The 13,257-nt window shown below is 63.4% G+C and carries 10 protein-coding genes and 1 pseudogene; 2 read left to right on the forward strand and 9 right to left on the reverse strand.

Features of this window, described 5'->3' with window-relative positions; genetic code table 11:
- Positions 1-158: 158 nt before the first annotated feature.
- From HZS54_RS02195 to ahaH, 8 genes are all read right to left on the reverse strand, one after another.
- On the reverse strand, positions 159-1,574 hold the full coding sequence (locus tag HZS54_RS02195) for an ATP synthase subunit B (RefSeq protein WP_179920341.1): 1,416 nt from the start codon (positions 1,572-1,574) through the stop codon (positions 159-161).
- A gap of 2 nt (positions 1,575-1,576) precedes the next feature.
- On the reverse strand, positions 1,577-3,355 hold the full coding sequence (locus tag HZS54_RS02200; RefSeq protein WP_179920342.1) for a V-type ATP synthase subunit A: 1,779 nt from the start codon (positions 3,353-3,355) through the stop codon (positions 1,577-1,579).
- Position 3,356: 1 nt separating this feature from the next.
- The gene (locus HZS54_RS02205) at positions 3,357-3,680 is read right to left on the reverse strand and encodes a V-type ATP synthase subunit F (RefSeq protein WP_179920343.1); all 324 of its coding nucleotides are present in this window, start codon (positions 3,678-3,680) and stop codon (positions 3,357-3,359) included.
- Positions 3,677-4,735, reverse strand: a complete 1,059-nt coding sequence (locus tag HZS54_RS02210) for a V-type ATP synthase subunit C (protein WP_179920344.1) — start codon at positions 4,733-4,735, stop codon at positions 3,677-3,679. The genes HZS54_RS02205 and HZS54_RS02210 overlap by 4 nt, the downstream gene beginning before the upstream one ends.
- Positions 4,732-5,313 carry a V-type ATP synthase subunit E gene (locus HZS54_RS02215; protein ID WP_179920345.1) on the reverse strand — a complete coding sequence of 194 codons (582 nt, stop codon included), beginning with the start codon at positions 5,311-5,313 and terminating at the stop codon, positions 4,732-4,734. The genes HZS54_RS02210 and HZS54_RS02215 overlap by 4 nt, the downstream gene beginning before the upstream one ends.
- 24 nt (positions 5,314-5,337) lie before the next feature.
- Entirely contained in the window at positions 5,338-5,595 is a 258-nt protein-coding gene (locus tag HZS54_RS02220) for a hypothetical protein (protein WP_179910045.1), read from the reverse strand.
- Between the two features lie 226 nt (positions 5,596-5,821).
- Positions 5,822-8,050 (reverse strand): V-type ATP synthase subunit I, encoded by a 2,229-nt coding sequence (locus HZS54_RS02225; protein WP_246391752.1) that lies wholly within the window; start codon positions 8,048-8,050, stop codon positions 5,822-5,824.
- Between the two features lie 4 nt (positions 8,051-8,054).
- Positions 8,055-8,387, reverse strand: coding sequence for an ATP synthase archaeal subunit H (gene ahaH, locus HZS54_RS02230; protein WP_179920347.1), 333 nt, complete (start codon positions 8,385-8,387; stop codon positions 8,055-8,057).
- Positions 8,388-8,581: 194 nt separating this feature from the next.
- On the opposite strand from ahaH, the gene HZS54_RS02235 reads away from it, so the two are divergent.
- A complete protein-coding gene (locus HZS54_RS02235) occupies positions 8,582-9,199 on the forward strand; it encodes a methyltransferase domain-containing protein (protein ID WP_179920348.1) in 618 nt (205 codons plus the stop codon).
- Between the two features lie 1,307 nt (positions 9,200-10,506).
- Here the strand turns inward: HZS54_RS02235 and HZS54_RS02240 are convergent.
- Entirely contained in the window at positions 10,507-10,824 is a 318-nt protein-coding gene (locus tag HZS54_RS02240) for a hypothetical protein (protein ID WP_179920349.1), read from the reverse strand.
- A gap of 2,204 nt (positions 10,825-13,028) precedes the next feature.
- Here HZS54_RS02240 and HZS54_RS26630 point away from each other — a divergent pair.
- A pseudogene (locus tag HZS54_RS26630) lies at positions 13,029-13,205 on the forward strand (RNA-guided endonuclease TnpB family protein); the annotation flags it as partial.
- Positions 13,206-13,257 lie beyond the last annotated feature (52 nt).

Genomic DNA, 13,257 nt, shown 5'->3' on the forward strand with positions numbered 1-13,257 from the left:
AGCGTTGTCCTCGCATCGCCCGCGGTTCGCCGGCAGTCCCCGTTCCCGCACGGGCACCCGCGTCCGCGCAGTGGCGACCGTCGGCGAGCGCCGTCCCGCGCTGCGGCGTCGCCACTGGTCGGGCGGCGACCGGAAAAAGTGCGTCGACGGCGAGCGTGTCAGTCCGCGGCGACTTCCGCTTCGACGTCTTCGCGGTAGTACTCGTCGATGTTCTCCTCGTCGATGCGGTTGAGTTCCTCCTTGGGGAGCATCGAGAGGAGGTCCCAGCCGATGTCCAGCGTGTCGTCGATGTCGCGGTCGGTGCCGTAGCCCTGCTCGATGAACTCCTCCTCGAACTCCTCGGCGAAGTCGAGGTACTTGTTGTCTCGCTCCGAGAGCGCCTCGCGACCGACGATGTTCACGAGGTCGCGCAGGTCCTCACCCTCGGCGTAGGCGGCGTAGAGCTGGTCGGAGACGCCACCGTGGTCGCCGCGGGTGAGCCCCTCGCCGATACCGTCGTCCATCAGCCGCGACAGCGACGGCAGCGGGTCGATCGGCGGCTGGATGCCCTGGCTGTTCAGGTCGCGGTCGACGAGGATCTGCCCCTCCGTGATGTACCCGGTCAGGTCCGGGATCGGGTGGGTGATGTCGTCGGACGGCATCGTCAGGATGGGGATCTGCGTGATCGACCCTTCCTGACCCTTGATGCGGCCGGCCCGCTCGTACAGCTGAGCGAGGTCGGTGTACATGTACCCGGGGTAGCCACGTCGGCCCGGGACCTCCTCGCGCGCGGCGCCGATCTCGCGCAGCGCCTCACAGTAGTTGGTCATGTCCGTGAGGATGACCAGCACGTGGTACCCCTTGTCGAAGGCGAGGTACTCCGCGGTGGTCAGGGCGAGTCGCGGTGTGACCGTCCGCTCGACGGCGGGGTCGTCCGCGAGGTTCATGAAGACGACCGAGCGTTCGAGCGCGCCGGTGCGCTCGAAGTCGTCCATGAACTCGTTGGCCTCCTCGGCGGTGATACCCATCGCGCCGAAGATCACCGCGAACTCGGTGTCGTCGTCGTCGCCGCCGTCACCCTCTTCCTCCGGGACGGAGGCCTGACGGGCGATCTGCAGAGCCAGGTCGTTGTGCGGCAGGCCCGAACCCGAGAAGATCGGGAGCTTCTGGCCGCGGACGAGCGTGTTCATGCCGTCGATGGCCGACACGCCCGTCTGGATGAAGTCCTCGGGGTACTCCCGGGAGTAGGGGTTGATCGCTTCGCCGACGATGTCGCGTCGCTCGTCGGGGACGATGTCCGGACCGCCGTCGATCGGGTTGCCGGAGCCGTCCAGCACCCGTCCGAGCAGGTCCTCGGTGACGGGCATCTTCATCGTCTCGCCGAGGAACCGGACCGACGAGTCCGTGTCGATGCCCTCGGTGCCTTCGAACACCTGGATGGCGACGTGGTCCGACGAGGAGTCGAGCACCTGACCGCGGCGGGTCTCGCCGTCGCCGGTCTCGATCTCGACGATCTCGTCGTAGCCGATCGGCTCGTCGGTCTCGACGTGGACCAGCGGGCCGCTGATTTCCGTGATTGTCTGGTATTCTTTCATCGTTAGTACAGGGAGCGCAGTTGTTCCGCGATGTCGTCTTCGAGGTCGTCGACGAACTCGTCGACCTCGTCGTCGGGCGTCGTGCCGATGCGGTTGAGCCGCGGCGCGGCGTCGATGCCCGTGATCTCGTCGATCGGGACGCCGGCGTCGAGGGCGTCGATCGCCTCGTCGTTGAACGTCCGGATCGCGCCGAGGATCCGGTAGGTCTTCTCCGGCGGACAGTAGCGGTCGACGTCGTGCAGGGCGTTCTGCTGGAGCCACGCCTCCTTGATGAAGCGGGCGACCTCCAGGGTCAGCTGCTGGTCTTCGGGCAGGGCGTCCTTGCCGACGAGCTGGACGACCTCCTGCAGTTCGCCGTCCTCGTCGAGGATGTCGATCGCCCACTGGCGCTGCTCGGGCCAGTCGTCGGCGACGTTGTCCTCGAACCACGGGTCCAGCTGGTCCCGGTACAGCGAGTACGAATCGTTCCAGTCGATCGCCGGGAAGTGGCGTTTCTCCGCCAGGTCCGAGTCCAGCGCCCAGAACGTCTTGACGATGCGCAGCGTGTTCTGGGTGACCGGCTCGGAGAAGTCACCGCCGGGCGGCGAGACGGCGCCGATCGCCGAAATCGAGCCCTCGGTGCCGTTGATGTTGTCGAAGTAGCCGGCCCGCTCGTAGAACTGCGAGAGCCGGGCGGCCAGATACGCGGGGTAGCCCTCCTCGCCGGGCATCTCCTCCAGCCGCGAGGAGATCTCGCGCATGGCCTCGGCCCACCGGGAGGTGGAGTCGGCCATCAGCGCCACGTCGTAGCCCATGTCGCGGTAGTGCTCCGCGATGGTGATCCCGGTGTAGACGCAGGACTCGCGGGCGGCGACGGGCATGTTCGAGGTGTTGGCGATGAGGCAGGTCCGGGCCATCAGCGCGTTGCCGGTCTGGGGGTCCGGAAGCTCCGGGAAGTCGTCGATGACCTCCGTCATCTCGTTGCCCCGCTCGCCGCAGCCGATGTAGACGACGATGTCGGCGTCGGCGAACTTCGCGAGGCTCTGCTGGGTGACGGTCTTGCCCGAGCCGAACGGACCCGGGATCGCGGCCGTCCCGCCCTTCGCGAGCGGGAACAGGCCGTCGAGGATGCGCTGGCCGGACGTGAGCGGCTCGGTCGGGGTCTGCTTGTCCAGGGTGGGTCGGGCCTCGCGGACCGGCCACTCCTGGCGCATCTGGACTTCGGTCCCGTCGTCGAGCTCGACGACCGTCTCCTCGACGGTGAAGTTGCCCGACTCGACGGAGACGACCTCGGCCGTCTCGCCCTCGTCGAGGGCGCCCGGCGGCACCATCACCTTGTGGTCGATGCTGGGCGTCTCGGGGACGACGCCGACGATATCGCCGCGGCCGACCTCGTCGCCCTCGTCGACCTCGGGGGTGAACTCCCAGGTCTTCTCCAGGTCGATACCGGGGGCGTCGACGCCGCGGTCGAGGAACGCCGACCCCATCTTGTCTTCGAGGACGTCGAGCGGGCGCTGGACGCCGTCGTAGATGGAGTCCAGCATGCCCGGCCCGAGGTCGACCGACAGCGGCGAGCCCGTCCCTTCGACGGGTTCGCCCGGAGCGACCGCGGAGGTCTCCTCGTAGACCTGGATCGTCGTAATCGCTCCCTCGATCTCGATGACCTCGCCCATCAGTCCCTCTTCGCCGACGTAGACGACGTCGTTCATCTTCGCGTCGAGGTTCTTGGCCGTGACGACCGGCCCCGACACGCTCTCGATGACGCCGTCCTCGCGAACGGTCGTGTCTGTTGCTTGGCTCATGTTAGTCTTCCTCCATCAGGTCGATGCCGATGGCGCGTTTGATCTGCTCGCGCAGTCCGCTGGAGCCGGCTTCGCCACCGAGGGTGACCAGCACCGGCTCCACGCTCGTTTCGACGTCCGAACGGACGCCCCGGGAGAGGTGTTCGAGGTCCTCGTCGTGCATCACGAGGATGCCCACGTTGTCGTCCTCGAGCATCTCCCGGACCGCGTCGTCGAGCTGTTCGTCCTTGTCGTCGTCGGGCACGTCCGCGAACTCCCGGACGCCGGCGAGTCGGAAACCGGTCGTGAAGTCCGGGCTGCCGACGACGGCGATCTCCTGGCTCATTGTACCACCAGTTCGTCCCGGATCTGCTCCGGCGAGAGACCCGCCTCTCGGCCGCGCGCGACCGCGCGGATGTTGTTGATCTCCCGCTCCTTGGCGAGCACGTACGACAGCACCGGACACACGGATAGGGGATAGCGGTTGGAAAGCGTGTCGGCGTACGCCAGCAGCGCCGCGTCCAGCGCGTGCTCGAACTCGATGAGGCTGTCGGCCTCGTCGAGCACGCGCAGCGCCTCGTCGAGGTCGTCGCCGTAGGTGCTGTCGCGGATGCGCTCGACCAGCGCCGCCTCGTCGTCGACCAGCTGGCGCAGCTCCTCGGCGTCGAACAGCTTGCCGCCCTCGATGAAGTACTCCGCCGGGTCCATGTCCGTCTCCGTCCGCGCGAGCCGGAGGACGTTCCGGACGTTCCGGAAGTCGATCTCCGCCCGCAGGAACTGCACGTACAGCTCCGTCGGTCGGTTGGGGTTCGACGGCAGCCCCTCGATGAGCGTCTCGTAGAACCGCCGGTCGACCGCGTTCTCCAGCGGCACCAGCAGTCCGGTGTCCTCGTAGTCCTCCATGGCCGCTTCGAGGGCTTCGCCGAAGATGGTTCCCTCCAGCGCGGCGACGACGTCGTCGACGGACTCGGCCTCGACCAGCCGTTCCAGCAGCTCCTCGGAGAACTCGCCCGCGCGGATGAGGTCGTCTTCCACGTCGGCCGTCTCGGCGCCCGAGTAGACGCCGCGCAGGACCGTCTTGACGTTCCACGCGTCGAACTTCCGGAGGTACCGGACGACGTAGTCGTACAGTCGCCCCTCCGACCACCGAAGCAGGTCTTCGAAGTGCTTGGCGAGGTTCTGGTTCAGCGCGTACTCGATGAGGTCGACGCCGTCGTGGCGGGCGCCGAGCCGGTTCATCTCGGTCTCGTACTCCGACTCCTCCATGAAGCGGGCGATCTCGCCCGGCCCCATGCGGATCAGTTTCCGGTAGTCGTCGCTGTCGAACAGCGACGCCCGACGGGACCGCACCCGGGCGTTGACGTACTCGTAGTTGCTGCTCTCGTAGTCGGGCGCGCTCATTGGTCTTCGAACAGGCGGGTGCTGATCTCCCGGAGTTCGTCCTCCCAGACGTCCTCCAGCACCGAGTCGAACGTGTTGTTCACCCGGACCCGCGAGGTGTCGCTCTCGACGACGACGCCGCCGAGACACTCGCGCTCGCCGGCGAACTCGTAGCCGTGCTCCTCGGCGAGGTCGGCCAGCAGCGCCTCGTCGTCGGCGCGACCGTACACGCGCACGTCGTCGCTGTCGTCGAACTCCTCGCTGGCGGCGTCCAGCAGGGTCCGCGTCAGCTCCTCGCGGCGCTCGCCCTCGAGGTCGGCCAGCTCGGCTTCGACGGCCGCGCGGACCTCCTGGAGCACGTCGCGGCGGGCGCCGAGGCGCTCCTGTTTGGCCTCGAGATTCGCGCTCGACAGCATCTGCTCGCGCTCCTGTTCGATCGTGGCCTCGACCTCCTGGGCGCGCTCCTCGCGGATGGCCTCGGCGTCGGCCTCGGCCTCCGAGATGAGTTCGTCTTCCTGTGCCTCGGCGTCGGCCCGAATCTCCTCCGCACGTGCGCGGGCCTCGTCTCGAATGTCCTCTACGACTGTATCGAGGCTCATGTGTGATAGTAAAGTTCGGTGCGGTCAGTAAGCCGACGGGACGATGAAGATGGTGACGAACGCGATAATGATCAGCGTCTCGGGCAGGGCCGTGAAGATCAGCGCCTGCACGAACATGTCATCGTCCTCTGCGACGGCCCCGATGGCTGCGGAACCGATACCACGCTGTGCGTACCCGGTCGCGAGCGCGCCGAGACCGACGGCGATCGCCGCGGCCGCTTTCGGTGTGAGTGCGGGACTACTGGACGCCTGCTGCAGTGCGAGTGCGAGAGTGTCGATCATTGTTGTATAGGGTGTGTCGCGACGGTTCCGTTCCGTACACGGTCGAATTGCTCTATCGTGGGCATAAAGCTTCCCAAATCAACCGAATACAAACCCACGCCAACCGTTTCCAAGGATCACCCCAGCCGCCGGAGCCACCCGGCCGCTGACCGGCGCCGGCCGCCGACCGGTCGGCGTCGCCACTCCCGGCGTGTCGGCGAACGCGAAGCGCGAAAGCGCGGGCGGTTCAGGACTGGTCGTCGGCGGTGTAGGTCCGCTCGGTCCCGAACGGCTGGTAGGCCGTGCCGTTGCCCTCGTAGAACTTCTCGAAGAACTCGAAGAACTCCAGGCGGATCGACTGGATGCCCGAGGAGGTGACGCCCAGGATCAGGACGACGAGGTTCCCGACGATCAGGACGAACACGCCGAAGACGGCCATCGCCGGTCCCATGTGAACCATCCCCGGGAAGAGGATCGACGCGCCCTCGTAGTGGTCGAGGGCGTACTGCGGGCCGTACGTGAGCATGAAGTGCCACTCCGCGCCGTACTCCGTCGGCACCTCGTAGGCGCCCCAGAACAGGAGGTTCACCGCGAAGGCCATCCCGGCCTTCGCCAGGAGGACCGCGGCGATCCGCAGGTACGACAGGGTGTGGGCCAGCACGACGTGGATCTCGATGAGCTCGTGGACCGGCCCGATGGCCAGCAGGGCCATCCCGAGGCCGACCATGCCGAGGCCGACCCAGCCGATCTCGACGGGGAACCCGGCGAAGCCCAGTTCGAAGGCGGCCATGTGACCCTCGTCGAACGTCTCGAACAGCAGGTCGGGCTTGGCGCCGCTGAACAGGCGGCTGAAGATGAAGATCCACAGGCCGTTGAGCGCCAGCAGCCACGACCCCGTCTCGAGGATCGCTTCCTTCACGCCGTGGAGGCTCACGTTCTCGACGAACTCCAGCACGTACGCGGTGTTGAGATGCAGCAGGCCGAACAGCGCGGTGACGAGGAACCAGGTGTTCGCCCAGTAGCTCGTCGCCGGGGAGAGCCCCTTCTCGATGGGCGCGTGGTTGAGCCCGACGACGCCCTCCCAGAACTGCGAGGCGACCAGATGCAGCCCGAATATCTCGCCGTAGAGGAAACCGAATATCGCCGTCGAGATGCCGCAGACCGCGGTGATGACGCCGAAGTTCTTGAACGCGTCCGAGTCGAAGTTCCGGATCATGTAGTAGCCGACCCCGGTGTAGATCAGCCCGTAGCCCACGTCTCCGATGATGAACCCGAACATCAGCGGGAAGGTCAGAAAGAGGATGAGCGTGGGGTCGAACTCGGAGTAGTTGGGCCGACCGACGGCCTTCGTGAGGAGTTCGAACGGCTGGCTGATCGCCGAGTTGTCCTGGATGACCGGCGGGTCGTCGTCGCCGCCCATCGTGACCGTCCCGCCGTCCGTCCGGGCCGTCTGCGGTTCGGCCTCGTCTTCCTCGGCCGCCGCGGAGGGCTCTTCCTCCTCGACGCCGCCGGTGCCGGCACCGGTGGCCTCGGGCGTGTGGTCGACCGCTTCGGTCGTCGCGGCGTGGCCGTGGCGGTCGTACTCGGCGACTTCGAGCTCCTCGACGTCGACGTGGTCGTCGACGGCGTCGGCCAGCGCGCGCTCGAACTCGTCGGTCCGTTCGCTCGGGATCCACCCCTCCGCGACGAAGGCGTTCTCCGTCGTCGCGAACGAGAGCGGCGCCTCCGCCTTCCGGGCGCGGATGGAGAGCTTCTCCTCGGCGGCCAGCAGGAAGCCGGCCACGTCGTAGCGCAGGTCCTCGAGCTGGTCCTCGACCGTGTCGAGCTTCGACTCCAACTTCTGCTCGCGGTGTTCGAGTTCGGCGAGCACGTCCTGCGGGTCGCCCTCCTCGTGGGGAACGTCGATGGCGGTGAAATCGGCCTCGACGACCGCGCTCTGGAGGGCGTCCTCGTCGGTCCGCGCGAACGCGGCGACGACGCCGTCCTCGGCGAACACCTGCGTCGCGGCGTCCAGGTCGGCCAGGGCCCGCTCGACACTGTCGGCGTCCCCCTCGCCGACCGCGACCGAGAGCGAGTCGTAGCCCCACAGCAGGTCCAGGTCGATGCCCAGCGTCGCGAAGGGGTCCATCGCGCCGATCTCCTCCTCGACCTCGCGGAGCTCGCTCTCGGTCTCGGTGCGTTCGTCGTCGAGCTCGTTGGCCTCGGTCCGGACCTCTTCGAGCTCCGTCTCGAGGGTCTCGTCGGTGACGATCCGGCTCGGGCCGGCGTCCTCGGGCTCGACGCCGAGGATGCTCTTGAGCGAGCGGACGGTAACGAGCTTCTCGGAGGCCTCGTCGCCCCCCTCCATTGGGTTGCCGTTGTCGAAGCCCTCCCAGCGGCCGTCGTAGTCGTTGAAGTGGACGAGGTGCAGGTCGTGAACGGTCTCGATGACGTCGTCCATGACGGCCTTCGAGCCGGTCACGGACACCTTGCTCATTCGCTTAGGTCTGAACATGCACCGCCTCCTCGAACTGTGTCACGACGTACTCGACGACCTCCTCCTCGCGTTCCTCGGCGCGCGCCTCGAGCGCCTCACGCTCCTCGGCACCCTCTTCGAGGATGCGTTCGCGCTCGGCCTCGATCTCTTCGCGCGCGTCCTCGAGACGCTCTTCGGCCTCCGCGTCGGCCTCTTCGCGGGCCTGCTCGCGGATCTCGTCGGCCCGCTCGCGGGCCTCGGCGATCGTCTCCTCGGCGTCCTCCTCGGCCTCGGCGACGATCTCGTCCGCCTCCTGTTCGGCGTCTTTGACTCGGTCGAGAACCTCTGGCCTTGGCATTTGCTAATCGTGGGGAGATCCGTTCAGGGCCTATTTGGTAGTTGCGAAGTGTCCCCGGTCGAGCGTCCCGAAACGCGTCCACGCGACCGCGTCGCTCGTGGCTCTGGGCCGGCGTCGCTCGACCCCGGTGGCGACACGACCGGCGAGGCGGGGAAAACGGGGGAACTATGCCGATCTGGACCCAACTCCCGTCAATGGCCGTTCAGGACAAGACGCGCGCCCGGATCTTCTACAAGTACCTCTCGAAGGTGTACGACCAGGTCAACCCGTTCATCTGGACCGAGGAGATGCGGACGGAGGCGCTGGGTCTGTTGGACATCGGACCCGACGACCGCGTCCTCGACGTGGGCTGTGGCACCGGCTTCGGCACCGAGGGCATCCTCGAACACACCGACGACGTCCACGGCCTGGACCAGAGCGTCCACCAGATGGAGAAGGCCTGGGAGAAACTCGGCAAACACGATCCGGTCAGTTTCTACCGCGGCGACGCCGAACGGCTCCCGTTCAAGGACGACACCTTCGACGTGGTGTGGTCCTCGGGCTCGATCGAGTACTGGCCCGACCCCGTCGCCGCGCTCGCGGAGTGTCGCCGCATCGCGAAACCGGGCGGGCAGGTGCTCATCGTCGGCCCGAACTACCCCTCCAACACGGTCTTCCAGAAGCTCGCCGACGCGTTCATGCTGTTCTACGGCGCCGACGAGGCCGACCGGATGTTCCACGAGGCCGGCTTCGAGGAGTTCCGCCACGTGACGATGGGCCCCTCCTACAGTCCGGAAGTGGCGATCACGACCGTCGCGGAAGTCCCCGAGTAGTCGGTCCGCGAGTGCGAGAATCTCTCAGTTTGATATCCTCCTCCGCGTTTATACGGAAGAATTCCGAGCGGTGGGAGTTTCAGGTTCGCAGTCCAGTCACCGGACAACCAGTCCGTTCAGGCACGGGTAGTCCCACAACATCAGATGGGTGGACTGCTGGCGGTTCCAAGCCGCCGGTACCCCTATCCTTGACCATGCACGGCGTCCAGATGTTGTTTTTGCCACGTGGACGCCAGCAGGTGCCACCAGAGTCAGGGTATCGTATCGTGTGCTTTGAACAGTCGACACCTCGGCACACCCGTCAAGGATGTGGCGTTCACCGACTGCTCTTTCGGATACTGCCTCGTTATGTGGGTGGACAGGCCACCTCCGAAGGACGATTTGGAATCCGCTCTATTCAGACCGTTCCTACCAGTTAATAGGGCTGCTTGTCACTTAAACACCGGTACTCCGAAACTCACGGGAGTCATCGAACGTAGTTTCTCTCTCAAGTGACGGCGCGTATCCACGGCGTTCACGTCGTGTGCTACGCCTGTTCAGCGTATAATGGGAAGACTGGCGAATGGTTCGCCACCTTTGTCATCAAAATGAGAGGTGGTTGTTATTCAATCAACCACTAGATGGATTGAGCCGAGGAGATAGTCAGAATCGATGTGGTATCTTAAGTATGCCCACGACACAGACGGTACGGCGGTCGAATCACTCAACCTTGCCGAAGAAGGTAACCGGCTCAAACAGGAACAACGCGCTCTCTCGCGGAAAGATGCGAGTCGAATAACTGGAGAAGCAGCGCTAGCGAGTAGCCAAGTACCATTTCGAAATCAACCGCAAGCGGCGTGACTTTCCGCAGAAACTCTCGGCATACTACGTCCGGGAGTACGAACTGGTAGCTATCGAAGACCGCGACGTGAAAGAGATGCTGGACTCGCCATGCAACAGTCGCAACACGGCGTTTGGGGCGTGGAACTCATTCACGAGTATACTTGATGCGAACCCAAAGGCACGCACTTCGTGTAGGTACAACCGGAAGGCACGACCAAAGAGTGTGCTAACTGTGACATTAAAACCAAAATCCGTTATGGGTGCATGAGCACTCCTGCCCTGCCTGTGCTTCGAGGCTGACAGAGATACAAATGCAGCGTGAATATCCTGTTTCATGGGCTTGAAAACCCAGAAGTCGATCACTCCGAAGGTATGCTGTGGAGACTGCGCTCCTTACGAGAACCTCCCCGGTTCCTGCAAAGCACGTCACGAAAGTAGGAAGTCCAACCCTCTGTGAGCGCGTTAACGCGTACAGAGTGCGTAGTTCACCGCCGGCCACCGAACGAGTAGTCTGTCGTGTCGGGGGCATCCCGCGGGTCAGCAGCCTTGTCATCCCTCACGGCTATCAGCAAACGCCCAGTAGCCAACCCGGCCACAAGGATCCCGGCGAGAGCAATACACCCCCACAATAACACCTTCCAGAGGTCCGAAAGAACGACAAACGTCATGATGAGACCGGCAAACGTGGCCGCGCAACCAAGCACGAATAGTGCGTACCAAATTTTTTGGAACATCGTCCACCCGTCGAACCCGCCGTGGTCCGTTTGAGTAACTACAGACTGGCCAAGAGCATAATCATTCATATTACCCACAGACATCAAATCCTGTATTTAACGTTGTCCAGTCATTAACTTCTCCTTGGCCGGAGGGGTGAGTCTTTCGCCTTGAATTTTCCGTGAGCCCTGTACATCTGACTTCAGCCGGAGTATTATATCGCTACCGGAGGTGAGTAGGCGTCGGCTACGTCACCGAGACGGGTACGAGATGGACGAGGGCCGTTGGCTCTGACTCAACCGAACGACTGTGCGGATGCTCACTACGACGGTCCCGAGGCGATCCGCGACGCCCTCAACACGTTAACCTGCAGCCCCGGTGAAGAGGAGACGAGCATTTCAACCGATTGTGAGCCTACTGTAGAGTCGGCCGAAAGTAGTGACGATGTCACAGAGTCAGGGGGATCAGCCGCGGAGCGAACCGACACTCTGACGGATTCATCAGCAGACTTCGCCAGCAAATTCTCCGCTGGAATACAGCGGTTGATGGCGTTGCTCCGAGAAATCGGTCGCGGGATTTGCGCTGAGTCGGAACGCCCGTTCAGCAACAGAAAGACCGTTATTTCCGGCTAGAGAGGGGTGACGGGGCATGTTGAACAAATGTCTTTGTGGGAAGGCAATCACATATTCTCCTCGAAGATCGCACACAGGTGATACCCGCGACCAGATCAACCGGCTGTTCAGAGGCCTCGGTCTCATGCGCGAGAAGAGGATGAACAACACTACGCCAACGGAAGTACCTACGGCGAGAAAACGATCGACCACGTCCTTGGGGACTGACGAGTTCTACCAGCCGACCAGCGGCTTACCCGACGATGGGTCGACAGGCAATGACTCTACGGCCGGAGAGCCCAAGCAGCCGACAGCGGCCGAGACGAGCGATAGTGACGGATCGTCTGAAAACTATGGCTGCGCAAACAGCTATCGGAACTCCAAGCTCGGGAGGAACGCTATCTCTCGGTGATCACCGATCTCCAGTCACAGGCCGAGCGACTCGAGGCGGAGTACGAACAACTAGCCGACGAATGGACTATCTCCGCAGGGAGCTTGAAACCGAGCCAGACGACCACAGTGCCACTCAGACAGTCGGGGCACGCTTGCGACGTTGCTTCCGTTCAGTACCTCCTGTGCCCGGGAGTCGACCATCAAACTAGCAAGAGGTTACACATTCTCCAGTTGAAATTCGGGTAGTGTATTGGATGGGTAAGTGATATTTACCAGCAATTCATCGTAGTACTGTCGCTGGTAAGACGGAAGATGATACACCGGCATCCTGGGTACATCACTGTTTCACGGCCGCTAGTAGGAGAAATCGTATTCTCCCTCTTATCACCGGGCAGCGAGTGGCCAGTACATTGCCCCGCTGCTCCGCAAAATTGCGTGTTTCATAGCATGTACTGACTAAGCAGACGAGCGAACGGACTGAAACTAGGAACTGGCCAATCAGTAGAAACAAGAACACTCCGGAAAGACGGTTTATAACCGCTGAAGACAGCAATTCCGGCCGCGAAATCGTATCGAGAGTGCTGGTGAAACGTATAATATCCGGTGTACAAGCACCATTCACGGGAAAGGACCGTCAAATCGACTATCGATGAAGCGCTTTCACGAACAAAGTCGAGATGTCGATTTCCCGCAAGTTAGAGCCTGAGCCGGGGCTGGGCAGGTATCGACGCCAGACGGACGATAGATGGGAGCCTTCAATTGACGACAGAGCCTATTCGAGAAGCACTGCATTACCCCAGGTACACAGGGGATATACCGCGAATTGGTACTCGTAGACCTGGGTCTGGACCTCGATTGAGCGAGCCGGATTTTGCGTCGTACGGCTCGCGTACGGCTGATTCAATCCGATCCCGTCTGTCCAACTGCGGCAGCCCATAGCCATCTCCACCATCACCACAGTACATTTCCCCAGAGAGGCACTATTGCGGGAGATTGCGGCCGTGTACCTCGATCTGTCGGTCGAACTTTCCCGAGATGCCTCCGAGGGAGTATGCGTACACCCCCGATATCACCCAATTCGAGCCAATGGTCCACCCATGGGACGACTGATAGCTGTTGGCCAACGGATCACCGTTTCTGAGTGGATCGTCACTGGAGTAGGTTTTCTTGACCATTACTTCATGTGGAAAGAGATCGGCGACTCTCGACTGCGTTGTTGCACCGACACCGTGACATCAGGTGAGTCAGGCGGCGTCGTCGCTGCTGTTTCCGGAGCTTGATTTCGGTGTTGCAAGAAGTGTGGGTATGAGGTCAACGCGGCGAAGAATATCGGGCTACGCTACGACCGGAAGCGCAAGCACAGACTCCGCTCCTCGCCCACGTCGGGGGCGGACGCACCAGTAGATACGCGTACAAATAGTGGGACGTTGAACAGTGAGAGTCACCAGCCTATTGCTGGCGGTTGACCACTGGAAGTCCACACAAGGCCCCCCCTCAACGAATGCACCTCGTATGAGA

Source organism: Halosimplex pelagicum (assembly GCF_013415905.1).
GTDB classification, from domain to species: domain Archaea; phylum Halobacteriota; class Halobacteria; order Halobacteriales; family Haloarculaceae; genus Halosimplex; species Halosimplex pelagicum.